24 protein-coding genes are annotated in these 25,588 nt (G+C 37.7%); 12 read left to right on the top strand and 12 right to left on the bottom strand.

The genetic code is table 11. From position 1 onward, the window contains the following. Positions 1–17: 17 nt before the first annotated feature. The 6 genes from rsxC to gloA are packed head-to-tail and all read left to right on the top strand — an operon-like array spanning position 18 to position 5,674. A complete protein-coding gene (gene rsxC / locus OLW01_RS09960; RefSeq protein WP_268073744.1) occupies positions 18–2,204 on the top strand; it encodes an electron transport complex subunit RsxC in 2,187 nt (728 codons plus the stop codon). Further along, positions 2,204–3,256, top strand: coding sequence for an electron transport complex subunit RsxD (gene rsxD / locus OLW01_RS09965; protein ID WP_268073746.1), 1,053 nt, complete (start codon positions 2,204–2,206; stop codon positions 3,254–3,256). Before rsxC ends, rsxD begins: the two co-directional genes overlap by 1 nt. Positions 3,257–3,267: 11 nt before the next feature. Further along, positions 3,268–3,894 carry an electron transport complex subunit RsxG gene (gene rsxG / locus OLW01_RS09970; RefSeq protein ID WP_268073748.1) on the top strand — a complete coding sequence of 209 codons (627 nt, stop codon included), beginning with the start codon at positions 3,268–3,270 and terminating at the stop codon, positions 3,892–3,894. Further along, a complete protein-coding gene (locus OLW01_RS09975) occupies positions 3,891–4,592 on the top strand; it encodes an electron transport complex subunit E (protein ID WP_268073750.1) in 702 nt (233 codons plus the stop codon). The genes rsxG and OLW01_RS09975 overlap by 4 nt, the downstream gene beginning before the upstream one ends. A 5-nt stretch (positions 4,593–4,597) precedes the next feature. Further along, a complete protein-coding gene (gene nth / locus OLW01_RS09980; protein WP_268073752.1) occupies positions 4,598–5,233 on the top strand; it encodes an endonuclease III in 636 nt (211 codons plus the stop codon). A 42-nt stretch (positions 5,234–5,275) separates the two neighbouring features. Continuing rightward, positions 5,276–5,674: a lactoylglutathione lyase gene (gene gloA / locus OLW01_RS09985; RefSeq protein WP_268073754.1), complete on the top strand. Its 399-nt coding sequence runs from the start codon at positions 5,276–5,278 to the stop codon at positions 5,672–5,674. A gap of 149 nt (positions 5,675–5,823) precedes the next feature. On the opposite strand, the gene OLW01_RS09990 is transcribed toward gloA, so the two are convergent. The 5 genes from OLW01_RS09990 to OLW01_RS10010 all read right to left on the bottom strand — a co-directional run bounded on the left by OLW01_RS09990 (position 5,824) and on the right by OLW01_RS10010 (position 12,539). Then, positions 5,824–6,960, bottom strand: a complete 1,137-nt coding sequence (locus tag OLW01_RS09990; protein ID WP_268073756.1) for an OmpA family protein — start codon at positions 6,958–6,960, stop codon at positions 5,824–5,826. A gap of 562 nt (positions 6,961–7,522) precedes the next feature. Further along, positions 7,523–8,659 carry an OmpA family protein gene (locus OLW01_RS09995; protein ID WP_268073757.1) on the bottom strand — a complete coding sequence of 379 codons (1,137 nt, stop codon included), beginning with the start codon at positions 8,657–8,659 and terminating at the stop codon, positions 7,523–7,525. A 497-nt stretch (positions 8,660–9,156) separates the two neighbouring features. Continuing rightward, positions 9,157–10,140, bottom strand: a complete 984-nt coding sequence (locus OLW01_RS10000; protein WP_268073759.1) for an NAD(P)/FAD-dependent oxidoreductase — start codon at positions 10,138–10,140, stop codon at positions 9,157–9,159. Between the two features lie 822 nt (positions 10,141–10,962). Next, positions 10,963–12,030 carry an MJ1255/VC2487 family glycosyltransferase gene (locus OLW01_RS10005; protein ID WP_268073760.1) on the bottom strand — a complete coding sequence of 356 codons (1,068 nt, stop codon included), beginning with the start codon at positions 12,028–12,030 and terminating at the stop codon, positions 10,963–10,965. Between the two features lie 5 nt (positions 12,031–12,035). Further along, a complete protein-coding gene (locus OLW01_RS10010) occupies positions 12,036–12,539 on the bottom strand; it encodes a phosphatase PAP2 family protein (RefSeq protein ID WP_268076207.1) in 504 nt (167 codons plus the stop codon). A 166-nt stretch (positions 12,540–12,705) separates the two neighbouring features. Here OLW01_RS10010 and rraA point away from each other — a divergent pair, with 166 nt between their 5' ends. After that, a complete protein-coding gene (rraA, locus tag OLW01_RS10015; protein WP_268073761.1) occupies positions 12,706–13,212 on the top strand; it encodes a ribonuclease E activity regulator RraA in 507 nt (168 codons plus the stop codon). A gap of 159 nt (positions 13,213–13,371) precedes the next feature. On the opposite strand, the gene OLW01_RS10020 is transcribed toward rraA, so the two are convergent. Continuing rightward, complete coding sequence (locus OLW01_RS10020) at positions 13,372–14,439, bottom strand: potassium channel family protein (RefSeq protein ID WP_268073762.1); 1,068 nt, start codon at positions 14,437–14,439, stop codon at positions 13,372–13,374. 289 nt (positions 14,440–14,728) lie between these two features. Between OLW01_RS10020 and OLW01_RS10025 the strand changes: the two genes are divergently transcribed. Next, positions 14,729–15,031 carry a hypothetical protein gene (locus tag OLW01_RS10025; protein WP_268073763.1) on the top strand — a complete coding sequence of 101 codons (303 nt, stop codon included), beginning with the start codon at positions 14,729–14,731 and terminating at the stop codon, positions 15,029–15,031. On the opposite strand, the gene OLW01_RS10030 is transcribed toward OLW01_RS10025, so the two are convergent. Both OLW01_RS10030 and OLW01_RS10035 read right to left on the bottom strand, forming a co-directional pair. Next, positions 15,028–15,882 (bottom strand): DNA ligase, encoded by an 855-nt coding sequence (locus OLW01_RS10030; RefSeq protein WP_268073765.1) that lies wholly within the window; start codon positions 15,880–15,882, stop codon positions 15,028–15,030. The genes OLW01_RS10025 and OLW01_RS10030 overlap by 4 nt on opposite strands. A 60-nt stretch (positions 15,883–15,942) precedes the next feature. Continuing rightward, positions 15,943–16,830 carry an aspartoacylase gene (locus tag OLW01_RS10035; RefSeq protein WP_268073766.1) on the bottom strand — a complete coding sequence of 296 codons (888 nt, stop codon included), beginning with the start codon at positions 16,828–16,830 and terminating at the stop codon, positions 15,943–15,945. Between the two features lie 274 nt (positions 16,831–17,104). On the opposite strand from OLW01_RS10035, the gene OLW01_RS10040 reads away from it, so the two are divergent. Further along, a complete protein-coding gene (locus OLW01_RS10040; protein WP_268073768.1) occupies positions 17,105–17,332 on the top strand; it encodes a hypothetical protein in 228 nt (75 codons plus the stop codon). Positions 17,333–17,475: 143 nt separating this feature from the next. After that, positions 17,476–19,845 (top strand): PilZ domain-containing protein, encoded by a 2,370-nt coding sequence (locus tag OLW01_RS10045; RefSeq protein WP_268073769.1) that lies wholly within the window; start codon positions 17,476–17,478, stop codon positions 19,843–19,845. Between the two features lie 88 nt (positions 19,846–19,933). On the opposite strand, the gene OLW01_RS10050 is transcribed toward OLW01_RS10045, so the two are convergent. The 4 genes from OLW01_RS10050 to OLW01_RS10065 all read right to left on the bottom strand — a co-directional run bounded on the left by OLW01_RS10050 (position 19,934) and on the right by OLW01_RS10065 (position 22,749). Further along, complete coding sequence (locus tag OLW01_RS10050) at positions 19,934–20,308, bottom strand: rhodanese-like domain-containing protein (protein ID WP_268073770.1); 375 nt, start codon at positions 20,306–20,308, stop codon at positions 19,934–19,936. A 101-nt stretch (positions 20,309–20,409) separates the two neighbouring features. After that, positions 20,410–20,748, bottom strand: a complete 339-nt coding sequence (glnB, locus tag OLW01_RS10055) for a nitrogen regulatory protein P-II (protein WP_268073772.1) — start codon at positions 20,746–20,748, stop codon at positions 20,410–20,412. A gap of 19 nt (positions 20,749–20,767) precedes the next feature. Further along, positions 20,768–22,414, bottom strand: a complete 1,647-nt coding sequence (locus OLW01_RS10060) for an NAD+ synthase (protein WP_268073773.1) — start codon at positions 22,412–22,414, stop codon at positions 20,768–20,770. Positions 22,415–22,551: 137 nt separating this feature from the next. Next, complete coding sequence (locus OLW01_RS10065) at positions 22,552–22,749, bottom strand: DUF4250 domain-containing protein (protein ID WP_268073774.1); 198 nt, start codon at positions 22,747–22,749, stop codon at positions 22,552–22,554. A gap of 287 nt (positions 22,750–23,036) precedes the next feature. Here OLW01_RS10065 and dnaB point away from each other — a divergent pair, with 287 nt between their 5' ends. Further along, positions 23,037–24,440 (top strand): replicative DNA helicase, encoded by a 1,404-nt coding sequence (dnaB, locus tag OLW01_RS10070; RefSeq protein WP_268073775.1) that lies wholly within the window; start codon positions 23,037–23,039, stop codon positions 24,438–24,440. A 290-nt stretch (positions 24,441–24,730) separates the two neighbouring features. Continuing rightward, positions 24,731–25,258 (top strand): hypothetical protein, encoded by a 528-nt coding sequence (locus OLW01_RS10075; RefSeq protein ID WP_268073776.1) that lies wholly within the window; start codon positions 24,731–24,733, stop codon positions 25,256–25,258. The last annotated feature ends 330 nt before the right edge of the window (positions 25,259–25,588 follow it).

A 25,588-nucleotide genomic window follows, 5' to 3' on the forward strand; every position in this document is an offset into this window, starting at 1 on the left:
AATCAATTGGAGTCTGCGTGGATTCTTTGATCGATAAAATAAAATCAGGTTACTTGTGGGATTTTCCTGGTGGCGTTTACCCACCTGAGCGTAAGTCACTTTCTAATCAAGCACCAATCAAAAGATTAGGGCTCGCCAATGAATATATAGTGCCTGTAAAACAGCATATCGGCCAAGCTGCCGCAGTAACTGTTAAAGTGGGCGATAAAGTTTTAAAAGGGCAAGCCTTAACTCAATTGCAAGGGCCAATGGAGCTACCTACCCACGCCCCTACATCTGGCGAAGTCATTGCGATTGAACCCAGAATAACAGCTCATCCGTCTGGTTTAACCGAAATATCAGTCGTCATAAAACCAGATCATTTAGATACTTGGTGTGAAATAACGCCAGCGCCAAATTATTTAACCTTAAGTAAAGTTGAACTGTTAGATAAATTAAAGCAAGCGGGCATTTCAGGGCTCGGCGGCGCTTCATTTCCAACCTATGTAAAACAAGCTAACTCTCAGCCAATTGAGCTATTAATTATAAACGGGGTTGAATGCGAACCTTATATAACAGCTGATGATTTGTTAATGCGAGAACATGCCAACGAAATTGTCAGCGGCATTGAGATATTCACCCATCTGTTACAACCTAAACTAGTCGCCATTGCAATTGAAAAAAATAAACCTGAAGCTATTGCAGCCATGGAGCAAGCTTGCCGTGGAAAACAGCAATTTGTGGTAAGAGCAATTCCAACAAAATACCCTGCTGGCGGTGAAAAACAGTTAATTCAAGTCATAACCGGACAAGAAGTCCCCAGTAAAGGGATTACGGCAGATTTAGGTATTATCACCCAAAATATTGGTACTGCTTTCGCTGCATTTAGAGCGGTTGTACATGGTGAACCACTCATTGAACGGGTTGTGACTGTAACAGGTAAACAGTTGTCAGAGCCCCAAAATGTCTGGGCTAGAATTGGCACTCCGGTCGATTTTTTGTTATCAGAGCAAGGCTATCAACCCCTAAAAAAACCAAGGTTAATAATGGGTGGCCCCATGATGGGCTTTACCCTGCCCGACACTCGAGTGCCTGTAACCAAAATAACTAACTGTGTGTTAGCGCCTAGCGATAAAGAATTACCAGCAGCCACCGATGAACAAGCCTGTATCCGCTGTGGCTATTGTGCCGATGTATGTCCAGCTTCCTTACTACCGCAGCAACTCTATTGGCACAGTAAAGCAAAAGAATATGAGAAAGCACAGGATTATAAGTTATTTGATTGTATTGAATGTGGTGCTTGTGCTTATGTTTGCCCGAGTGAAATTCCGTTAGTCCAATATTACCGAGTTGCCAAAGCAGATATAAAAAATCAACAACTTGAACATGAAAAAGCAGAAAAAGCGAAAGAACGTTTTAATGCTCGTAATGAACGATTAGAGCGCGAAAAACAAGAAAGACTAAAAAAACACAAGCAAGCATCAGAAGCTCGTAAACAGTCCATGGCGAAAAATCCAAGTGCGCAAGACAAAGTAGCTGCGGCACTCGCAAGGGCACAAGCAAAAAAACAGCAAAAAACACCAGAAGCCGAACCAAACAACCAAACGCCACAAGCAACAGCGCCAGAGGCTGAAACAAAAAACAACGCAAAAGCAACTGCGGCAGCCGCTATTGCCAGAGCGAAAGCTAAACGTGCAGCTCAAGCCAAAAAAGCTGAGCAAGCAGCGGCAGATCCAACAGCGAAGTCATCAGACACAGCAGCTGAATCTGATTCAAATGACGAGTCGCAAACTCAAGCCTTAACCGATAAACAGGCTAAAGCAAAAGCCATTGCCGAAAAAGTGAAAGCTAGAAAAGCTGAGCAAACGAGCCAAACAAGAACTGAGCAAGCCGCTTATTCAACAGGCACAGCAGCTGAATCTGATTCAAGTGACGAGCCGCAAACTCAAGCCTTAACCGATAAACAGGCTAAAGCAAAAGCCATTGCCGAAAAAGTGAAAGCCAGAAAAGCTGAGCAAGCAAATCAAGCAGCGGCAGATCCAACAGCGAAGTCAGCAGACACAGCAACCGAATCTAATTCAAGTGACGAATCGCAAACTCATCAACCTGATCCAGAATCTGAAACCGATCATTCAAATTTAACAGAAGCACAAATCAGGCAACAAAGAGTGAAGGCCGCAATTGCTAAAGCAAAAGCGAAAAAACAAGCATTAGGAGATAAATAATGAATTTTCGCATCGCCAGTTCCCCTCACAACCGGCTACAACGAAAAACCAGCGATGTGATGTTAGCGGTCGCGCTGGCCTGTATTCCCGGCATACTCGCCCAAGTTTGGTATTTTGGCATTGGTGTACTAGTTCAAATTATGCTCGCAATGGCCGCAGCTCTAATCGCGGAACTCATTTGCTTGCGTCAACGAAATCGTTCATTAAAACAATTAAAAGATAATACTGCGCTATTAACTGGTTTGTTATTAGGCATTTGCTTACCTCCTTTAGCCCCTTGGTGGATTGCAATTATAGGGGCAAGTTTTGCTATTATTATTGCCAAGCAAATTTATGGTGGGTTGGGACAAAATATTTTTAATCCTGCCATGGCAGGTTATGTTGTGTTACTTGTGTCTTTTCCGCTTTCTATGACCTTGTGGTTACCACCATTAGAGCTTATCCAATACGATTTAACGACTTGGGATATGCTCATGGTTATTTTTACCGGCTACAGCGAGCAAGGATACTCACTAGCTCAATTTAGAACCAACCTAGATGGGTTTACAATGGCAACGCCACTCGATGCAATTAAAACGGGTTTAAGTAATCAGCAAACCTACCAAGAAATCATCAGCCAAAATATATTTAGTGATAGCTACGGTTTAGGATGGATGCAAGTGAATTTGGCTTATTTATTAGGTGGTTTGTGGCTACTGCAACGTAAAATAATTAACTGGCACATCCCTACTACTTTTATCCTAGTTTTATTTGGTTTAAGCTTTTTTTATTTTTTAGCAGCGCCAGAAAGCATAGCAACACCTACAATTCAACTTACATCGGGCGCCACCATGTTTGCAGCCTTTTTTATTTTAACCGACCCAGTATCCGCATCCACAACAGCAAAAGGCCGAATCGTTTATGCCGCTTTAATCGCGTTGTTGGTCTTTTTAATTAGAAATTGGGGCGGGTATCCAGAAGCTGTCGCATTTGCCGTACTACTTGCTAATATGTGCGTACCTCTTATTGATTATTACACCAAGCCGCGCACTTATGGCCATGTTTCAAGGTAACGGAGAGATTAATGTTTAAGATCCATCCCATTAGCAAAGCCAGCGCCATATTAACGCTATTTGCTATTGTCACTACAGGTTTGGTAACAGTGACACATTTGCTAACTAAGCAAAAAATTACAGAAGAAAAAAATCAGGCAATTTTAAAAAATATCAATGCCATCATGCCAAAAGCTCTATATAACAATGACATCACGACTGACTGTCGAATAATGACAGACAATAATCAACAAGCTATCCGAGTTTTTAGAGCTAGGTTAGATAACAAACCAACCGGGCTTGTGATTGAAAGCATTGCACCTGATGGCTACAGCGGCCGTATTGATTTATTAGTTGGAATTGATACCCAACAAAAAATTAAAGGCGTTCGGACAACAAGCCACAGCGAAACTCCAGGTTTAGGAGATAAAATTGAATATAAAAAATCTCGTTGGATCACCTTTTTTAACGAGCTAAAATTAACGCCAGAGAATGAATCATCCTGGGCCGTTAGAAAAGACGGTGGCCAATTTGATCAGTTTACTGGCGCAACAATAACCCCTAGAGCCGTAGTGAAATCAATTAAAAATACTTTATTATGGGCACAGCAACAAGACAATATTTTTGAACTAGATAGTAATTGTGGAGAGTCTAAATGAACACAATTCAAGAAATAAGCTGGCAGGGTTTATGGAAAAATAACCCTGCTTTAGTGCAAATGTTAGGCTTATGCCCTTTATTAGCCGTCACCAATACATTTATTAACGGATTGGGGTTAGGCATAGCAACATTAGCCGTTTTAGTGGGTTCTAATATTAGTGTTTCAATTGTTCGAAACTGGATCCCAAATGAAATCCGCATTCCTGTGTTTGTAATGATCATCGCCTCATTGGTGACTATTGTTCAACTATTAATGAATGCCTACACGTACGAGCTTTATCAAACACTCGGCATATTTATTCCACTAATTGTGACTAACTGTGCCATTATTGGTCGGGCCGAAGCATTTGCATCAAAAAATAGCGTTCACCTCGCTGCGGCTGATGGTTTTATGATGGGGCTGGGGTTTTTAGCTGTTTTATTAATGTTAGGCGGCATTCGAGAAATACTAGGCAATGGCACTTTATTCAGTGGTGCCGATTTATTATTAGGTAACTTAGCCAATGACTGGACTTTACATCTATTCCAGTTTGAGCAACATTTTTTAGTCGCTATTTTACCACCGGGTGCTTTTATTGTAATGGGGCTATTAATCGCATTAAAAAACCGCTTTGAAAAACGAATTGAAAGCTTAGTGGTAGGCGATAAAAACAAATCCGAAAAGATAGAAAGAGCAAGAGTGACTGCTGAAAGTTAATCCTTATGAATCAAAATAAACGCATTGAGATATTATCCAGACTCAGGGCAGAGAATCCAACACCAACCACAGAGCTAGAGTTTAACTCGCCCTTTGAATTGCTTGTCGCTGTGACTTTATCGGCACAAGCAACAGATGTGAGTGTGAATAAAGCAACCAGAAAATTATTTTCGGTTGCCAACACGCCAGAAGCTATTTATGCATTGGGGGTAGATGGTTTAAAAGAATATATAAAAACTATAGGCTTATATAACAGCAAAGCCAATAATGTGATTAAAGCCTGCAAAATGCTAATTGATCAACATAATGGGCAAGTTCCCCAAGACAGAGCCGCGCTAGAAGCGCTACCCGGTGTTGGGCGAAAAACAGCTAACGTCGTTCTTAACACTGCATTTGGTTGGCCCACCATTGCAGTTGACACTCATATTTTTAGAGTGAGCAACCGAACAAAATTAGCAATGGGCAAAGATGTAGTCGCCGTAGAAGAAAAACTATTAAAGGTTGTACCCGCTGAGTTTAAAGTTGATGTACACCACTGGTTAATTTTACATGGTCGCTATACCTGCGTTGCAAGAAAACCTAAATGTGGCTCGTGTATTATCGAAGATCTTTGCGAATACAAAGATAAAGTTGAAATTTAAACAACCCCCTTCTCCATTCATTAACTCATAAGGAATGCTTTAATGCGTCTTTTACACACTATGCTACGTGTCGGGAATTTAGATAAATCTATTCAATTTTATACCCAAGTATTAGGTATGAAATTACTACGTCAACACGACAACACCGAATATAAATATTCGTTAGCCTTTATTGGATATGGCGATGAAGCTGATAATACAGTGCTAGAATTAACCTACAATTGGGATACAAGCGAATACGATTTAGGTACAGCTTATGGTCATATCGCGATTGAAGTAGAGAATGTTTATGCAAGCTGTGAACAAATAAAAGCAGCAGGCGGTATTATTGCGCGTGAACCTGGGCCAGTTAAAGGCGGAACGGTTGAAATTGCATTTGTGAAAGACCCAGATGGATATGCAATAGAGCTTATTCAAAAGCAAGAAACTATCGGTTTTTAATATATCGGTTTTTAATAAAAAATTGTATTCAGTATGGCGCTATTAAATACTGGCTTTACTTTACATTTTTTAATTTTCGCCAACCCCTAAATAAAAAACCAGAGCATAAGCTCTGGTTTTTTTTGTTTAAAAGCTTACAAATGCTTTAATTATTTTTCTACCGTAGCTGTAATTTCAGCAGTAACGCGACGATTTTTTTCACGACCTGACTTAGTTGAGTTATCTGCAATTGGGTTTTCTTCACCTTTACCCATAGAACTCACACGTGATGCATCAATATTTAAACGATTAACTAAGTAAGTACCCACTTTAGCTGCTCGTTTTTCTGATAACATTTGATTATATTTAGCGGTTCCCGTTGAATCGGTGTAACCTACTAATTGAACATTTGTATCAGGGTATTCACGCATAAAATCAGCAACTTTTTTGATTTCATCATAATATTCATCAGGAATATAGCTGCTGTTTAAAGGGAACGAAACATAGAGATCAATTGATACTTTTTCAGTTAAAGCAATACGACAGCCTTTGTCATCAATTCGAGCACCCGCTGGCGTTGCTGGGCATTCATCTAGATAATCATAAACACCGTCGGCATCTCTATCAAACGGACAACCTTGCGAATTAACACGCACGCCTGCTGGCGTATTTGCACACATGTCTTGATTATTTGGAACACCATCGCTATCTGAATCTAAAGTTTGCTTTTCTACTGGATCTACTTTGGCTGGCTTGCTTTCTGCTGTTTTTGACGATTTTACCGAACCGAACTGATATTTAAGACCAATAGTAGCCATACTATCAATCACCGTTTCGTCAATGCTGTACAATAAATCCCACATAACAGTGGCTGATAAGTTAGGTTGAATATAATATTCATAGCCCGCGCCCGCTTTTAAAACAGTTTCGGTAATGTCGCCTGCGCTGCCTGCATCTAAATCATATTTACCTAAACCTGCTTTTACTAAAATGCTATTTTGACCTACAGGAGCATAGCGATAAACACCATTTAAAGACAACAAGCTCACATCCGTGTCTACATTCGGTGATAAATCACGAGTATCTGTGCTAGCAGAGTTGTAATCTAATTCAACCGCCCAATTATCATCAATTTGATAGCCTAAACCAAGCCAAGGTCCAAAACCTGAATCTAAATTATGAATCTCGGTATCAAACAAGAATAAATTCGCACCACCAGTTACATAAACAGGCTCTTCAGCCATTGCAGGAGCAGTTAGAATGGCAGCAGATAATGCAGCTAGTTTAAATGTATGTTTTAATTCCATTGTGTATTCCTTACCGTTATTTTAAAAATTTAAGTGTCAAAACCAGCGTCCAGTTCATAAATTAAATGACAACTGAATTACACCCGTTTTAAGCGACATATTTATGACTAAATTCCATATTAAAAAGAATATTTAGTCTAAAAAATGCTAAAGCGCAAATAAAGTTTAACGGTTTACCCATTTATAGATGAGCAAAAACAACAAATTGTAGTTTATTGCCGTTAAATTTCTGTTTTTAATATCTGTTTTATAAATTCGGCATACTTATACCAGCCCCCAGCATAATATCAAATCATTAAACTGATATTACGTGAAATAAGTCTCGAATTAGCCCGCCCTATCGATAAAGCATAACCAACTGATAATTTAAGCCTATGTATTTTCAATGCTGAGGAAAGCATAACGTCTTGCGAGATGGTTAAGGAAAGTGAAATTTACGAAAGAAAGTTAGTAAAGGATTGTCATTTAATTTAAGTTAAAAGTTTAATCTTTCTTCGTTAATAAACAAAAAGGCCAGTGAAATCACTGGCCTTTTAATCTGTCTACTTACCCTAAAACTGTATTATTTTTGAATAATAGCTTTAATGTGTGAAGTTACGCGACGGTTTTTAGCACGACCTTGCGCTGTATAGTTATCAGCAATTGGTTGGCTTTCACCTTCACCAGTTGTTGTAATACGTGATTTAGAAACATTTAATCTGTCGACTAAATATTCGCCAACTTGAGCTGCACGTTTTTCAGATAACATTTGGTTATAAGAAGCAGGACCAGTTGAATCTGCGTGACCTACTAATTTAACATCTGTATCTGGATACTGGCGTAAGAAATCAGCTAATTTTTTAATTTCATCATAGTATTCGTTAGGAATATCTGCACTATCAAACGGGAAAGTTACATATAAATCCATAGATACTTCTTCTGCTAACTGAACTTTACAACCTTTAGCGTCTGTTTTAGCACCTGCAGGAGTTGCTGGACATTCGTCTTTATAGTCATAAACGCCGTCAGCGTCTCTATCAAATGGGCAACCTTGTGAATTAACACGAACACCAGCTGGTGTATTTGCACACATGTCTTGGCTGTTTACAACGCCATCGCCATCTGAATCTAAACCTTGGTTATCAACAGGCTGTACGTTTGAGCTAGATGAACTGCTAGATGATTTGCTAGACGATTTAACATCACCAAATTGGTATTTAAGACCAATGCTCGGCATGCTATCAATTAAAACTTCATCTACGCTGTATAATAAGTCCCACATGAAAGTAGCAGACAAGTTAGGTTGAATATAATATTCATAACCTGCACCCGCTTTTACAACTGTTTCGCTAATATCACCTGCTGCGCCAGCATCTAAGTCATATTTACCTAAACCAGCTTTCAATAAAATGCTGTTTTGACCAACCGGAGCATAGCGATATACACCATTTAATGATAATAAACTAACATCAGTGCTTACATTTGAAGATAAACCACGAGTGTCAGTATCAGCCATGTTGTAATCTAATTCTACAGCCCATTTATCATCAATCTGATAACCTAAGCCTAACCATGGACCAAAACCTGAATCTAAGTTATGCACTTCAGTGTCGAACAAAAATAAATTTGCGCCGCCGGTCACATAAACAGGCTCTTCAGCCATTAGCGGGGCAGATAAAATAGCAGAGGCAAGTGCGGCTAGTTTAAATGACTTCTTCATTATATATTCCTTAACCAGTTACGGGTTTATTAATATGAAAGTTAGTATCCCAATTACACCAACTTAAAACATCTATTAAATTTATATCCATCATATTTACATGATTTCGCTTATTCTTTTTATACAACCTAGTCTAGTAAACCAAAAAGGCGATACAAAGTAAGTCAAAAACCAAGATAAATTTAATTATTTGTGCATTAACCGACTTTTTCAATACAAAATATTCGATAAACTCTTATAAAGAATGTCGTCATAAACAACTTATTGTTTATTTTTCGCACAACGTTGGTGCATTTTCATTCCCCACCATTTTAGAACAAATAACATACACTGAAAAGGACTAAAGCAATGAAAAGCATAATATTTACATTTATTATGCGTTAATTGGCCTTTCTGAAAACTACAAGCGATTAAAAAATAATTTAGAGCATACTAAGCCGAGTGAATCTTTGTATTATTTTTAAGAAAGAGGCTTGAGATCAAAATTATAAACAGAGCTACTGAATATTTAATATACGTTGCGCGAGTTGTCTACCACTTAAAAAAGCGCCTTCAATTCTCCCAGCTTGACACCAGTCCCCACAAAAACCAACGCCATATTCGGCTTGCCAGTAATAACTTTGTTTAATGTTTTTACTACAAATCCGAGCGTAAGGGTGATGATAGCTATAATGATTAACACATTCGCCCAATTTATTATCTGAAAATATCTGCTCTAGCTGTAATAATCCCAGCTTCACAAAACTAGAGGTGGCGTTATATTTATACATTTGTGTAGCACCATCAGTAAAATGCATTAACCATGTTTGCCCGTTAGCATTTCTATTTGGTTTAGCACTCACCTGTCCTAAATAATCAATAGGTCTATCTTTAACAAATGACCATGCCATCTCTGTTTTTATTGGGGTAGCCAGTTGCACAGCCAAAACCTGTGTGGCCTGCACTTCAATATCGGGTAAATCAAAGGTTTGAATTAACGTCTCATCAAATAAATCAGCCGCCAATGGAAGCGGAAGCGCCATCACCACCGTATCATAAGGGCCAGACTGTGTATGATTGCTTAATTGTGCGTACCATTGATTATTTTTACGGCTAACTTTTTCAACATGTTGCTGTAAATAGACATGACTGGAAGATAACAGTTCGACCACAGGCGCTTGCGCATTTTTAAATCCAATATACCTTGCTTGTCTATCTGGTGAAGGATGAGAATTATAATTATCAGTCAGCCAAGGTGTTGGCTGCCATAATTGAACAATACCTGATTGATGCCAATTATCAACTTGAGTTTTAAAAAGCGGTTCTCGAGCAGTAAAATATTGGGCACCCAAGTCAAGGTCTGCCCAAGGTAAATGCCGAGTGTATAACCGTCCACCAACACGCGTGGCGCGATCAAACACAGTCACTTGATGGCCTGCTTTTTCTAACAAGTCTGCACAGGCTGCGCCTGACATACCTGCGCCGACAATTAAGGTTTTCATTCTTTGTCCTCAATCTGCTTTAAACGCAAAATACACAATAGGTACTAATTAAACCAACGCGTATGCATATTTAGCTCTTAAAAATTTAGACCCTAAAACACAGGTTTAATTTCACTGGCAACCCGAATCAAAAAATCAACGAATAACAGAATGTAAAGCAAGCAGATATTAATTGAATTTAAGAAATCGTTATTGATTATTTAACTATATACAGTCACTAATGGTGAACAGATCTTTCATCTATAATAAATTGACAGCTGGCAGGGGTCTTATATGGACTCCCGATTAATGTCAAAAACAAAAATTGAAATAAACAAGATGCTCGCTTATATACGGGCTCAAATTGAGAAGCTACCTCTTGCCTCTAATGTATTCGCACCTTCATAACTTTTCTGTTGAGCAGTTTTTTAAACTTCAGACCCTAGCACAACCATATGTAGCCTCATTATTAATCATAATATAGGCCATTGAGCTGACGCCACATCAATTAACACTTAAACAATTTATGAAAATTCGCGATATGGCTAAATATAAACAAAAGCTAATGCAAATTTTATTTAGCTTAAAGATTATTTATTAGCCTACAAACGTTGAATTAAGCCGATGAGGCCATCTCATCATCTCATTGGGGCCTTGCCAGTAGAAAATGGTCTGAGATAAATTGGATATTAATCATTGCCAGTCATCTGCAAGGTAGCATTGAGGTGTGCTGACAGCGCACCTTTTAGCAAAACAGCGCCTAGGTTTTAAAAATTTAACCAATCAGACGCTATCTATATTTAACGAGCTCACACTTTATTTTGATAAGTTTATAGACAGGTGTTAAGCCGCTTTGTTGTTTTCTAAACGAGCTCTAACTTGTGCGGGAAATTTTACTTGCCGCCATAATGCATCACGCAGCTCTGAGGTATCCTGATAATTGCCAGCCATAATCCAATTAATAAGCGGTTGTGGATCATCTGGAAATATCACCTGCCCTGCCTGAGTTTGCTCGAGCCATTGCTCAACTTCATCAAAATTTAATTGATTCATTACGCTAGCTAACCCAAGTAATTCTAAAGTATAGGCATTGCTCGCTTGCTCAAATTGACCATTCAGGGGTTTTAATAGAATACGTTTACCAAAACATAAAGCTTCACTTGATAGCTCAAAACCTGCATTGGCAATAATTCCGCTACAATCTGCAATATCCTGTTTAAACCCTGTTTTACTAACGCGACGAAAATGAATATGTTCATGATCTTCATCTGCCGTTAAATCTGGGTGGTAACAATAAAATTCAAAATCACAAAAATCTGCTATCAATTGCTTAATTTGAGTTAAAGATTCAAATGGTAAATAAACAAGAATCTTATTATCAACCACATTCAATTTATTTGGGCTTTCGATAAAAGGTGGAATAATGTTGGCATCAAAGTGATACCAATGTACCCCTAAATTAAATTGGCAAGGCGCAAAATATTTGAGAATTTTTTTATCTGTCCACTTTGCTTTTTGCATTGGAATATTCTGTAAAAAAGAAGCCTGATGAGAAATACTAATACTCGGCACATGTTGAGCTCTTGCGGCCCACGCCGATATAGGCTCAAAATCATTTAGAACAAGATCATATGATGATAAATCAAGCGTTTTAATATCCTGTCTCAACTGATTAAATTTAAGCGATTTAATCGTTGAAAATGTATCGACCTCCCCATTCTGATAACAAAATGACATACCTTTTCGTACTTGATACTCACCAAATACATCCATGTCAAAAAATTTATCAGCATTACGGCCCGAAAATAAGAAATCAACATCAATGTTTAATTCATTAAACCGTTTAGCCATAATCCTTGCACGACTAATATGACCATTTCCTGTGCCTTGCACACCATAAAGTATTTTCATATAACTTAAAGTACCAAATTTAAACTAAACCATGCACTCATAAACCCAAGCGTTGCGCCTGCAATAATATCAGTTGGAAAATGCACACCTAATAAAACGCGAGATAAGCCAATTAAACTAGCCCAGCTATAAGCTAATACCGAAAAGCTAGGATAAAAATAACTCACGACGGTTGCCATTAAAAAAGCGGCTGCCGTATGACCGGACGGCAAACTAAATTTATCACTAGGTTGAATATGAGCTGATACTAATAAATCCGACGGTCGAATACGTTTAAAAGCTTTCTTTAATACAAAGTAAGATGGGAGCTCTAATAAAAATGCGACTAGCCCCACAACCAAAAACCAAAAACCTTGCTGTTCAACAATCGCTAACAGAATAGCCAACGCTAAATAAAAATGACCATCCCCGGATCTCGAAATCATTCTAACCCAGCGCATGTCCTTATTTTGTGTCGTTGAAAAAATCCAGCCAAATAATTGTTGATCTTTTGCCGTAATTAAATTCATCTCAGCCTCAATTTTAGCCATCCATAAATTCATAATACGGAGCAAGTATGACAAAAACTTTAATCAAATAGGACAGATATATGACAAATTAAGTCTCAGTTTTAACTTGGAATTCCCACTTACAGATGTTTATAATGAGGTATAAAAACTAATTAAGGCAGTTAATATGGAATTCACAACTTCGATTTTATGCGATACCTACACAGATATGGTTGATGTAGCCGAACCCATGCTAAGTACTTACGGTGGCATAGACTCTTTTTTCGGAAGCATTCGTACTGTGAAATGTTTTGAACATAGCGGCCTAATTAGCTCAATTGTTGAAGAAGATGGCAGTGGGCGCGTTTTGCTAATTGACGGTGGTGGTTCGCTACGCAGAGCGCTTGTTGACGCTGAAATAGCAGAAACCGCAGCAGCAAATAACTGGGAAGGTATTATTTGTTATGGTGCCGTCCGAGACGTTGACGATTTAGAAGAAATAGACATAGGCATTCAAGCCCTTGCGTCAATTCCCGTAGGCGCAGATAACGACGATACAGGCGAAATAGACGTAGCCGTTAATTTTGCTGGCGTAACATTTTTACCAGAAGACTATGTTTATGCCGACACCACAGGAGTTGTTCTATCGCCAGAACCGCTAACGCTTGACGATAATGAATTTGAAGAAGCCTAATTAACCTCAGAATTGATCCAAACTAACCAGAATAACAATCAATAAAGCTAAGCCAGTGTCATAACTGAGCTTAGCCTTTTTTAATTATTTTAGTTTCATTGAGCATGCTTACCTTTAAAGCAACTTATCAAACAGACAACTCGTTTAGAAACTATTTTATTATTCAAGCAATGCTTTCCAATTTACATCAGTCGATTTAATTCTAAAGTTACCTATGTAATGTAAATAATCACCCGGCATGACCTGAGTATCTAGAGGCGGATTAACCTCTAGAAAATTGCCATTTTTTTCTTTAGCAATCGCTAATACGGTGGCGTCGTGGATATTTTTAAAATGCTCAAAATAAACTTGAAATGCCATGTTTTGCTCTATTTCAACTGGCACTTGTATCGAATATTGAGTATCGCCAAATAAATTAGATAACAACTGCTCTTGCACTCGACTGGCACCTGGATCTTGCATTGAGCGTACTAAAATTTCAGCTATCTTAGACGAGCTACACTCAACGTTAGGACAGTGGCTGCGCAATAAATCTACTTTTGATTCATCATCGAACCAAGCTGTGATATGACAGCTAGCATCAACCAGCGGCGAAAGTTTAAGTGCGCAAGTTAAAGTTTGGTCATCTGTTTGACCATAAATAATAATACGATCTGCTTGGCTGGCTGCCACTCTTTCTAAATCGCTATCCAGGGTAAATGAATTCAATTTTGCAAAATCAACCCATTCTGCACGGTTTAATAAAGGATGCTCCGTTTCAGTTAAATCGCATAAAATAATACGCCGCCCTTCTCGCTGGGTGTCTGCTAAAATATGCTTCACCATATCGTCTGTTATTTTATGGTGATAACCAAATAAAATAATGTGGTTTTGGTAGTGCTTAAAATTTTTATTACCCATAATCGACCGCTTAAAATAATAAGTTAAACTTTGCCCAGCTTTAGCCAAGAAAGCACCAAATAATATCAACCCCATTGGAATTTGAAACAACCAAACCCAGGTTCGTCCAAATAAGGTTTGAGGGCTAAAATCGCCATAACCGACTGTACTGGTTGTTACGACATAATAATAAGGATAAATTTGCCAATGGGTCAATTGCGCCTCGCCAGCCCAATATAACCCTAACCAACTCAACACTATGTGTAACAACAATAAGATTAAAATTAAAAACCAGCTAAACTCACTAATCTGATGCTGGAAAAACCTTAAAACGCGCCTGATCATCATTACTGTATTTTATCACCTCAGATTAATAAGCTGCCTTAAGCACCTTTAATAATTTTATTATTTATCATTGAGTTACAAATTAACATGACAATACTGTCACATAACGCCAATATAAAACACCGTTTTTGTAAATAAATTAATACACCCCGACCTATAATATTCAGCGCCACGTCTGTTAAAAATTAGTAAAAATTCCTTTATTGCGGCATTCTTTATTCAACAAAGCCGACAAATTCAATCTTGTAATGCATCGCGCTATAACAAACAGCATAAAACTGGAGTATATGTTATGAAAAAACTAACCGCATTTTTACTTGCTAGCAGTTTCACTGCAAGTTGTTTTGCTGCTAATGAAGCCAATATTTATCAATGTATTAATAAGCAAACTCTGACACAAAACCCAAGTTGCATTGCAAATACTATTGCCAGTCATCCAAATTTACAAATTGAACTGAATGCAATTAATCAGCAAGCGGCACATTTAGATAAAGATAAAGTGCTATCTTTGATGCGTATGAACCCCAACGATTTATCTATTGAGGTAGTCGCGCTCAGTGAAGAAAAAACCAAACTAACGAATAGCAAACTTTAATTTTTATTTAATCTTGCATCCGATCTAACTCTTAAATATACGGGGAATCTTGGCAAACCTGTTTTGGTTTCCCCTGTATATTTGTAAGTTATTACACTACCAATTGGTGGAGGCGATCTGCGTTGTGCGTCACTAAATCCACTACCAATTTTAAATACCAGCCCAGCACTATTTTTAACTCGAATAGCCCCAAGCATATCTTGGTATTTCCCTTTACCTTTTAAATGTTCAATCACGGTAGCTTCAGCGTCAACAAACTGTTTTAATTTCAGCAAATCATCATTACGTTTGTGGCTATATATAGAGCTTCCCTTGTGTAACATTAACCCCTCAGCTCCTTTAGCGGTATATGCATCCAGCAATTGAGCTAATTCAACATGGCTTTTTACTTTAAACTGCGGTACGAGATAAAGGTATGGGCTCGCACTAAGCTTAATCACTTTTTTAAGTTCAGTTAAACGCTGATTAAACGGCTTTGCTAATTCAGGTAAATCAAATACTCGATATTGCACAATTTTCCACTGCGAACTTGCATGATGAGAACGCACTATGCCTGAAACTTTTGCAAATTGTTGACGTGCTATCCAAAGCTCGCCATCGAGCGCTATGTTGGGAAAATTTTCCGTAAAATAAGCTGGCGCAGCTATAGCATTCCCGCCGCGACTCCATAGCTGTTGCCCATCCCAATAGGCTCGAACGCCATCATACTTTTCGCTTACCCAATAATCATCAAGTTTAATCGATTGATGGTAAACCTTAGCTAGCATCATTCCATCAGGCTTAGCTAAAGCGACACTTGAAAATAATAAGAGCGCTAACCAATAGGCAAAACCGTAGATAACTTTTTCCATTTTAAATTTGCATTAATGAGCTCAATCAATAATGCAATTCCTCCTTGAATGAGTTCGTTATTACTTAATTTGTAAATTAAATTTTTCCATTAGCGAAGTTGCTAAATTATTATCATAATAGGCTGCTTCATTCACAAAAGCAGTATATACCGTTTTCTCACCTTGATAAGGAATCACTTCTCCATCAAAGGTTATAAATAAAGGGTCGCCTGGGTGTAATTCAGAAAAATCATTGTCTTGCACATTTTGATGTACCATCCCTATCCGCTCACCATTATCATCCAGTGGTAATGTTACACTTGTGATAAATCGAAACGCTTCAATTTGTGTAGGCAAATCGGGCAACGAATTTCGATTATACAAATCAACAAAATCTAAAATAATTTGAGTCAGGCGTTCACTTTGCTCAAATACATCATGACGCAATACCGATTGAGGAACAGGCCCTACTTCCACAATCACCCCATAGCGCCCTGTTGTACATAACAGGTGGTGCTCGTCGTTCGGTTTATGATCTTCATCACAAAATATGACGGCTTCTGGCATGTTAGATTTAACATAAGCAGCCAATAAATTATAGAAAGTACCACTTTGCGGCATTAATAAAGTGGGCCCCATATTACTGGTAGTCGTATGTAAATCTATCACTAAATCAGATTTAGAATCGCCTTTTGGGCCAATTAATTGGTTGAGCACTTTGGCTCGAGATTCTTCGTAAGATCCAAGCGACTCATCAGCTAATTTATCTGACGAAAATTGACGATTTAAATCGTTATCAACATATCGTCGATTTATCTCAAACGCTTTTGGATTACCATGAATTAACTCTGTCTTAAAACTATCACGACTAATAGGATGATTGTCTTTTTGCCACTTTTTCATTAAATATACACCTGTGATCTCATTTCCATGAGTACCACAGACAATTGCAACTTGATTAATAGACATAAAACGCTCTAAATAAAGTTTTAACTTGAATAACTGTAAATTTAGCAGAATAACGGAAAAGATTTTAATTACTTATAAATATATATTAGCTGTTTTGGCTTGGTTGCGTGTTTTTTATTCAACCCGTGCTGTTATGCTTACAATTATTTTTATTTGAGCAAAGGTAGCAAGCAGAGTACGAGCTAACAAACACAGTCATTTTATTGACCCCATTTATGGCATCAAACCTGCATTATTAGCTTATATAACTAAGCAATTAATTACCGAGGTAAATATGATCCCTAGCATTTCAACCCAAACTAATCCGCTTTCTAATCAAGCAACGCCCGTAAATAACAACCTCACGTCCTCATCTGAAACAATAAAAAGCAATAACACAATATCTGCAGAGCAAGCCCAAGCATTGATGCAAAAAATAACTCAAGCAAAACCTAATGAGTTGCTCAATTCGGTGAATGTTTCACAACTACACTCAAACCAAACATTTAGCTTAATGGCATAATATATACTTGACTAATTTCATAGGCCACTTAATATGAACACAAGTCAGTTAATCTTTTTACCAGTATAACTTTATACCGTTTTTTCTCTTTCGGTATAGACTATGCTAAATTTGGTTTATCTAATAAATTTGATAGCAACTTAATGATATCAACAACTGTTAAAATTGATCCTAATATTCAAAATATTATTAATAAACTGATTAGTAGCTATAATACTAATCAGTTTGATATGCGGTTCAATAAATTAACTCAAGGCCTATCAACCCAAAAAACTTTTTTGATAAAACAAGAGCTAGCACGCTTGTTTAAACCCTGCATCAAAACCGTAGATTTATCTTCTCGCACTCAATATCCGACAGCTGAATTTAAATGGGAGAACAAACGCTTTTATTTTGACGAAATTGCAAAACGCATTTTTTTAGTCGCAATTGATAAATTTCATGGCAAATATACCGAAGGGGTTTACGAGGCTGTCACTTCAAGTAAAAACTATCAAGCGTATGAACGCTTATACCAAGAAGAAGAAAAAATAAAAGCATTCAGTGTTAATGTTACCGAATTAGGAAAAACAACCAAAAGGTTGGAAGAACGTTTATTCTGCGCTAAGCCCGTTATCATTATTTTAAATAACAAAAAACAGCTTAATGCCATGACCTCTAATATCTCACGTTCTGGCTGTTTAATCCGTGTAAAATCGATTGATGACTTTAAATTAGATGATGTCATTAAAATTGATTTTTCATCACTGACCGAACAATTTCGGTTGTCAACGAGTTCAATCTGCCAATACCAAATTAAATTTATCGCAAAAAAAAGTGAAAAAGATGGATTATTTCGGGTAGGGATTCAACTCACTGAAGATAACCATGAATGGATGCAATTTTTAGACAAATACGTTTTAGCTAATCGAGCTTCTTTTAAGGTTGATATAACCAATGCAAAAGAACTCACTGAGTCGCGCTTATTAGAAAACCAATTGCTAAAATGCAGCCAATGGCTACCTGTCTTTGCCCAGGTTAAAGACAAACAAGTAAAGCAAGTCAAATATGCGTTAACTAATTTAAATAGCCAACCTTTCTATCAATTTTTTGACGATTCGAGCGGCAACAACCGCCTTAATTCAGTCATATTCAAATTATGGCCACAATTAGCTGAGCAAGCCTCTAAAGCCCATACAATTTTAGCCGCTAAGCTCAAAAATAATAACAAAGTTCAGTTTATTGCAGCGAGCTTGGCTGATTTAATAAATAAGGATGCGCTAAAAGCTTTTATTCATTTTGCAAACTTAAAAGGGCAATTAACTTGCTTTCAAATACGTACTCAACCATTAAGTCAAGACGCTCTTAATCAGCTCAAGCTCAATTGGTTTAAATCAAGCAAAGAAGCAGAAATAGCCTTAGAGCCACTTAAACTAACCAACCAGCTGCTTTGTTTTTACCCAATGGATCACCATTTAGCTTATTTGCCTGAAAGCAACGATGTTCAGCTAAATAAACAAATACTTAGCCAACTGAATCAATATATTTGCCCTAAAATAAAAAACCAGGCTATTGCGCCTTTTGACGTGAATGTTCAATGTTCTCGTGCAGAAAATCGATTTTTCTTAAGCTCTGCTGTCACTTATAATTTTCATGCTAAAAATTATTCAGCTAAATTACTAGATATTTCGACCAGAGGTTTAAGCTTACAGGTTGAACGCATTCCAAATGAATTAGAACTCGATCAAAATATTAGTTTACGCATCGCCAAATTAGAGCAATTTAATAAAATCGCCGCACAATCTAATGCTCAATATAAAGTGGTAGGCTTAAATGAGCACGCGCAAACTCTGCATTTGCAATTAGTTGATTCGCCTGACGTGCAGCAATTTATGCGTTCGTTAATTAAACAACACAGAGCCAAGCTAAAAATTAATGACCAATACGACAAATTTATCGTATTGCAAAAAGCACTTTGTATTGCATTTATCAGCAGCTATCCTGGCACGGCATTTGGTATTGCAAAAAGCACCACAGGCTTAGTTAACGTCAACCGCTTGCTAACCGGTCAAAGTGACAATCAAGAATTAGCGCTTTTAAAAGCGCTACAACCAACCCACCAGCCACACCAACTATCTGTATATCCTTTATTAAAAGGTAATGCTTCAAGCACATATTTAAACTCTGTCCTTAAGTTTATTCGAAGCAAAAAAGTGAGTTATGATGAGCTTAGCTTTTTTGTCAGTCAGCACAAACAACAAGAACAACGTATTTGTTTATCAGAATTAGAAGAAGACGAAAATTATTTAACGGCGCTTAAACCATTACAAACAGACAAACAAATGTACAACTTAAGTGTTAGCCTTTACCCAGTGCAAGATAACGGCACTGAGATTATTGCCGATAATTTAAAGTACATCAGCCGCTCAAACCGACATCAAGCCGAGCAAATCAAACTATTTGCACAAAACTTAACGGGCATTATTGAACTAGTCGATAGTCATCAATTTTGGCAGATAGCGGTGAAAGAGTAAAAAGATACAGGCAGGTCAATAGCAATTATATTCAGCTGCTCTTAAAAATGCCCAGACACTCTATCCTAAATCACTCCTAACATCTTTGCTAATCCGTAATAATAGGATGACCTAATTCTTCCCAGCGTCTAAATCCGCCATCCATATTAATCGCATTTTGATAGCCCATTTTTACTAAGTTATCGGCCGCTAGCGCTGAACGAAAACCACCGCCACAGTACAAAACCAGCTTGGTGTGGATGTCTGGATATTTAGTTTGTATATCACGTTCGATAATACCTTTACCCATATAAACTGCATCAGGCAAATGGCCGGCAGCCCATTCATCTTGCTCGCGGACATCGACTAAAACAAAAGGGTCACCATTTGCCTTCATAGACAACATGGTTTCAATATCAATTTCTTTAATATTTTGCCTGGCTTGATTAACTAACGTTAAAAATGCAGAGCTATGTTGCGACATGAGAAAACCTGTTTTAAAACTTTGCTCAAAGTATAAAAGCAAACATAAATGGCTTCACGTTTGCTTTTAAGGTGGATGGATGAAAAAAATAAATATTTAGTTTAAATAGCGTCTTCGTTTTCTTCACCAGTACGAATACGAACCACTCGCTCGACATTGGTTACAAATATTTTGCCGTCGCCAATTTTGCCGCTTTGTGCAGTTTTAGTAATGGTTTCAACACAGCGCTCTACTTGATCGTCAGCAACAACAATGTCGATGCTCACTTTTGGTAAAAAGTCTACGTTATATTCAGCACCACGATAAAGTTCGGTATGGCCTTTTTGGCGCCCGAAACCTTTAACTTCTGTAACTGTCATACCTGTGATACCAATTTCAGCTAATGCTTCACGTACATCATCTAACTTAAAAGGTTTAATTATAGCTTCAACTTTTTTCATTGTTATATCCTCTTAATATTTATTTATGCTCTTGCCCAAACCCTGATGTAATTGGATAGCGTCTGTCTTTACCAAAATTACGTTGAGTTATTTTAGGGCCAATAGCTGATTGACGGCGCTTATACTCGTTAATATCGACTAAACGCATAATTCTGCTAACAACTGCCTCATCATAGCCTAATGCAACAATATCTGTTAATGATAAGTCATTTTCTACGTAAGCCTCTAAAATCGCATCTAATTCATCGTAGGCTGGCAAGCTATCTTGGTCAACCTGATCGGGAGCCAACTCTGCAGAAGGTGGGCGATCTATCACTCTTTGTGGGATCACAGGTGACAACGAGTTGCGATATTCAGCTAAACGGTAGGCTAACATTTTGGGCACATCTTTTATGGGTGCAAAACCACCTGCCATATCACCATACAAGGTGCAATAACCAACAGCCATTTCAGACTTGTTACCTGTCGTTAATACTAAACGGCGTTTTTTGTTGGATAACGCCATTAAGATAACACCCCGACTACGAGCCTGTAAATTTTCTTCTGTTGTATCAACCGCTGCATTATCAAACAACGGATTAAGCGCTTGCATAAAACTATCAAACATAGGTTCAATTGAAACAATATCAAATTCAATTCCCATGGTTTGAGCTTGCGCTTTAGCGTCTTCAACACTCATTTGTGCGGTATATTTAAACGGCATCATCACGGCTTGAACTTTATCTGCGCCCAATGCATCAACGGCAATGGCCAAAGTAAGAGCCGAGTCAATTCCTCCAGACAAACCTAAAACAGCGCCTTTAAAGCCATTTTTTAAAACATAATCACGTGTTGCTAATACCAAAGCTTGGTATATTTCGGCTTCTTCAGTGTGCGGCAGTAACGCTTGTTCACTCGTTAATAAATCGTCAATAAAGGTCAAGGTTTGAATTTTTTCCAAATAATGCGGTAAACGGGCAACCAATTCAGCATTTTTATTAACCGCAAAAGAGCCTCCATCAAAAACCAGCTCATCTTGACCACAAACATGGTTCACATACACAATTGGTAATTGATGATTTTTAGCTCGTTTTTTTAATAAAGCTTCGCGCTCATTTTGTTTTTCACTATTAAAAGGCGAAGCATTTAATGACAATAATAAATCAACTGCTTGATTATCTAATTTAGCAATAGGTTGATCTGTCCATAAGTCTTCGCAAATTAACAATCCAATTCGTTTACCCTGATATTCAAATACCGCAGATTCGTTGCCACAGGCAAAATACCTTTGTTCATCAAAAACGCCGTAATTAGGCAAAGCTTGCTTATAATAACGAGTTAATAATTGACCTTGATAATACACACTCGCAGCATTATAGGTGAACTCTTGTTCACGCCAAGGATGACCGACCACAATGACATGTTCATTAGACGCAGTCGCAATCTTTTCGAGTGCACTTTCAACTCTTTGGTATAAGTCTGGACGATATAATAAATCTTCAGGAGGGTAGCCCGTAACAGCTAATTCAGGAAACACCACAACTGAACCTTTGTCTGACGCTAATGTGGTATCAATAATAAGTTGAGAATTTTGAGCAATGGCCCCAACGGTAAAATTGCATTGCGCAATAACTATCTGCATATAAATAGCCAATAAAATTTTATAAATAATATGATAACGAATCATATTAAAAGCCTAAGCTTGTGTCCAAAGCTGTTTGCTTATTTTGGCTATTTTTCTAAAAATTAGTGCTTAAAATAAAAAAAGCGCCTCTTATTTAGGCGCTAAAGGGAATGTTCGAGGGTGCCTTATTTATTTTGAAGTCATAAATCTGGGCTAAATTGGTTAATTTCTGATTCGTAGTGGTAGCCAATTCTGGCTAGTTTATCTTCAATTGTATTTTCATCCACTTCCATCACACAGGCTAAACTATGTAAATCACCACAATCATGTCTTAATTGGTCATTCACTATGCCTAACAAAATATTAGGCTGTAAAGACACTGCTTTATGTAAATCCATCTAAACCTCCAAGCATTAAACGATATGTTGCTAAGCACAATTGAACTCTACAATAAGTAACTTAACCTGCTCAACATGAGCTAACTTAAAACTATAGTAGAAAATGGCGCATTTTCTAATTAATTAAAATCAACTCAGCAGCAAAACAAAATAGATTGTAAATTAAACTTCACGCTCTTTTTTAAGCAAAATGTGTAATTAAACAGGTCAATTTTAGCCTGCTTATATCAATACAAAAAGCAAATGTGGCATAATCTGTTTTTTAGTTTTTGCATGGTTAGCGTTAAATGGCTCAAAATATTACTTGGCAAGCAAAAAAACCAACTCAATCGGTTGAAGACATCAAAACAGCACCTCATTCAGAAGAAGCTGAACAATCAGTGATTGGCGGTTTATTGCTAGAAAATGATGCTTGGGACAGAGTGGCTGAAAGAGTTGTTTCAAAAGACTTCTACCATTATGCAAACCGCGCCATTTTTGAACATATGGCGAAGCTGGTTGAACAACACAAACCTATCGATTTAATCACCTTATCTGAATCCTTAGAACAAGAAAAAATATTAGAGGACGTGGGTGGGTTCGCTTATTTAGCAGAAGTTGCGGATAACACGCCAAGTGCAGCTAACATCACAGCGTATGCAGACATCGTTCGAGAGCGAGCGGTTATTCGTGAAATGATTTCAGTTGCAAACGAAATAGCCGAAGCTGGCTATGACACCCAAGGCCGTTCAAGTAACGAATTACTTGATTTGGCAGAAAGCAAAGTTTTTAAAATTGCAGAGCAAAGAACCAACGCCAATGAAGGCCCCCAACAGTTAAAAACCATATTAGCTAGCACAGTGACCCGAATTGAAGATGCCATGAAAAATGGCTCTTCTGGTGTGACAGGGGTGACTACTGGGTTTAATGATTTAAATAGCATGACATCAGGTTTGCAAGGCTCTGATCTAATCATAGTGGCGGCGCGTCCATCTATGGGCAAAACAACTTTAGCGATGAATTTATGCGAAAATGCAGCAATGTCATTTGATAAAGCCGTTTTAGTATTCAGTTTAGAGATGCCCGCTGAACAAATTATGATGAGAATGTTAGCCTCACTTAGCCGCGTTAACCAAACCAGCATTCGTACAGGGCAGCTCGAAGATGAAGACTGGGCTCGTCTTTCATCTACCATGGCATTATTGGCTGAAAAAAATAATATTTATATCGATGATTCTTCTGGCTTAACCCCGACTGAAGTTCGCTCAAGAGCAAGGCGCGTAGCACGTGACCACCCTGGTGGCATTGGTTTAATCATGGTCGATTACCTGCAATTAATGCAAGTCCCTGGGATGTCAGAAAACCGAACGCTTGAAATAGCTGAAATTTCACGCTCATTAAAAGCGTTAGCCAAAGAACTCAATGTACCCGTTGTCGCTTTATCGCAACTTAACCGAAGTTTGGAACAACGCGCCGATAAACGTCCTGTTAACTCAGATTTACGTGAATCAGGCTCTATTGAACAAGATGCTGATTTAATTATGTTCATTTACCGAGACGAAGTTTACTACCCAGATTCAGAGCGTAAAGGCATTGCCGAAATCATCATAGGTAAACAAAGAAACGGGCCAATTGGCCATGTTGATGTCGCTTTTTTAGGTCAGTTCTCTCGATTTGATAATCTTGCCCGAACAGATTATCAAGGCTACTAAGCTATTTTTGTAGCTGGCTTTGCGCCAGCTACTCAAAGACTATCCCCTGCCCAAAGAATAGTAAATCCCAAATGCCCATTTAGCTAAATGTAATATTTACTGATTCAACAACGTGTAACCAGCTAAATTTTACACTCCAGATATATTCTAAGCGACTTACCCGTCCTTTAAATAATATAAAACTCCCTAATAATTAAATAGATAAGAAAAAATCCGCCTCTGGCACTTGATTTGCTTAATAATTTAATACCGACAAACCATCTCTATTAATTGATACAAGGATTTGAATCATGAATACACATATCAATGAAGAAACCTATCCAACTAAAGTAGCGGGTGTTTTTAACTCTGAAGCTAACGCCAAGACTGTTGTGCAAGCATTAACCGACAAAGCTGATTTTGTCTCAGAAAAAATCAGGGTGATCCCTCCCGGAGATACCCACTTTGATGAAAAGCTGGAACCCGAAGACAAAAAAATTGGTAAAACATTGCTCAACTCACACTTAATGTTAGGCGGTTTGGGTTTAATAATAGGTTTATGTATCGCAGGCGTGCTCTCCATATCTGGCACTTTGTTTATGCAGACTTATACTATAACTGCTTTTGTATCTATCAGTTTATTATGTAGTTTTGGTGGGCTTTTAGTGGCTGGTTTTCTCTCAATTCGTCCGGATCATGATCATATGATTAATAAAATCAGAAAAGCGACCCGTACTGGAAAATGGTCGGTTATAGTTCATGTGAACAGTCATGAAAACGCTGAAAAAGCTGAAACGTTAATGCAACCGCTAGCTAATTCATTGGTCACCACTATCTAATGCAACATCTAACAAGGATAATATTATTATCTAAGATGGCGTTAACATAAACACCGAGTCAACTAGCTTAACTTGGTGTTTATTGTCAACAAGCTAACAGCTTTATATACTGTACTATCATTGCAAGTAGAGTCTCCACTATAAAATTTGCCTACCTTCCAACTTTTTATCAGAAAAATAAATAATTTACGTTAACCAATACAAAACTTAACCTAAATATTGGACAAGCTGTTACCTAAAATATTGTATTTAAATAAAATTTAATATTTTAGTAAGGTAGTTTTGTCTTAATACAAAGCGAATTTTTTATCCAGAGTTCAGATTATTTAG

It is taken from the genome of Catenovulum adriaticum (assembly GCF_026725475.1).
Classification (GTDB): domain Bacteria; phylum Pseudomonadota; class Gammaproteobacteria; order Enterobacterales; family Alteromonadaceae; genus Catenovulum; species Catenovulum adriaticum.

Excerpts from the sequence above, each read along its gene's own strand:
- rsxD (WP_268073746.1), top strand. The coding sequence starts at position 2,204 with ATGAATTTTCGCATCGCCAGTTCCCCTCACAACCGGCTACAACGAAAA.
- rsxG (WP_268073748.1), top strand. The coding sequence starts at position 3,268 with ATGTTTAAGATCCATCCCATTAGCAAAGCCAGCGCCATATTAACGCTA.
- OLW01_RS09975 (WP_268073750.1), top strand. The coding sequence starts at position 3,891 with ATGAACACAATTCAAGAAATAAGCTGGCAGGGTTTATGGAAAAATAAC.
- nth (WP_268073752.1), top strand. The coding sequence starts at position 4,598 with ATGAATCAAAATAAACGCATTGAGATATTATCCAGACTCAGGGCAGAG.
- gloA (WP_268073754.1), top strand. The coding sequence starts at position 5,276 with ATGCGTCTTTTACACACTATGCTACGTGTCGGGAATTTAGATAAATCT.
- OLW01_RS09990 (WP_268073756.1), bottom strand. The coding sequence starts at position 6,960 with ATGGAATTAAAACATACATTTAAACTAGCTGCATTATCTGCTGCCATT.
- OLW01_RS09995 (WP_268073757.1), bottom strand. The coding sequence starts at position 8,659 with ATGAAGAAGTCATTTAAACTAGCCGCACTTGCCTCTGCTATTTTATCT.
- OLW01_RS10000 (WP_268073759.1), bottom strand. The coding sequence starts at position 10,140 with ATGAAAACCTTAATTGTCGGCGCAGGTATGTCAGGCGCAGCCTGTGCA.
- OLW01_RS10005 (WP_268073760.1), bottom strand. The coding sequence starts at position 12,030 with ATGAAAATACTTTATGGTGTGCAAGGCACAGGAAATGGTCATATTAGT.
- OLW01_RS10010 (WP_268076207.1), bottom strand. The coding sequence starts at position 12,539 with ATGAATTTAATTACGGCAAAAGATCAACAATTATTTGGCTGGATTTTT.
- rraA (WP_268073761.1), top strand. The coding sequence starts at position 12,706 with ATGGAATTCACAACTTCGATTTTATGCGATACCTACACAGATATGGTT.
- OLW01_RS10020 (WP_268073762.1), bottom strand. The coding sequence starts at position 14,439 with ATGATGATCAGGCGCGTTTTAAGGTTTTTCCAGCATCAGATTAGTGAG.
- OLW01_RS10025 (WP_268073763.1), top strand. The coding sequence starts at position 14,729 with ATGAAAAAACTAACCGCATTTTTACTTGCTAGCAGTTTCACTGCAAGT.
- OLW01_RS10030 (WP_268073765.1), bottom strand. The coding sequence starts at position 15,882 with ATGGAAAAAGTTATCTACGGTTTTGCCTATTGGTTAGCGCTCTTATTA.
- OLW01_RS10035 (WP_268073766.1), bottom strand. The coding sequence starts at position 16,830 with ATGTCTATTAATCAAGTTGCAATTGTCTGTGGTACTCATGGAAATGAG.
- OLW01_RS10040 (WP_268073768.1), top strand. The coding sequence starts at position 17,105 with ATGATCCCTAGCATTTCAACCCAAACTAATCCGCTTTCTAATCAAGCA.
- OLW01_RS10045 (WP_268073769.1), top strand. The coding sequence starts at position 17,476 with ATGATATCAACAACTGTTAAAATTGATCCTAATATTCAAAATATTATT.
- OLW01_RS10050 (WP_268073770.1), bottom strand. The coding sequence starts at position 20,308 with ATGTCGCAACATAGCTCTGCATTTTTAACGTTAGTTAATCAAGCCAGG.
- glnB (WP_268073772.1), bottom strand. The coding sequence starts at position 20,748 with ATGAAAAAAGTTGAAGCTATAATTAAACCTTTTAAGTTAGATGATGTA.
- OLW01_RS10060 (WP_268073773.1), bottom strand. The coding sequence starts at position 22,414 with ATGATTCGTTATCATATTATTTATAAAATTTTATTGGCTATTTATATG.
- OLW01_RS10065 (WP_268073774.1), bottom strand. The coding sequence starts at position 22,749 with ATGGATTTACATAAAGCAGTGTCTTTACAGCCTAATATTTTGTTAGGC.
- dnaB (WP_268073775.1), top strand. The coding sequence starts at position 23,037 with ATGGCTCAAAATATTACTTGGCAAGCAAAAAAACCAACTCAATCGGTT.
- OLW01_RS10075 (WP_268073776.1), top strand. The coding sequence starts at position 24,731 with ATGAATACACATATCAATGAAGAAACCTATCCAACTAAAGTAGCGGGT.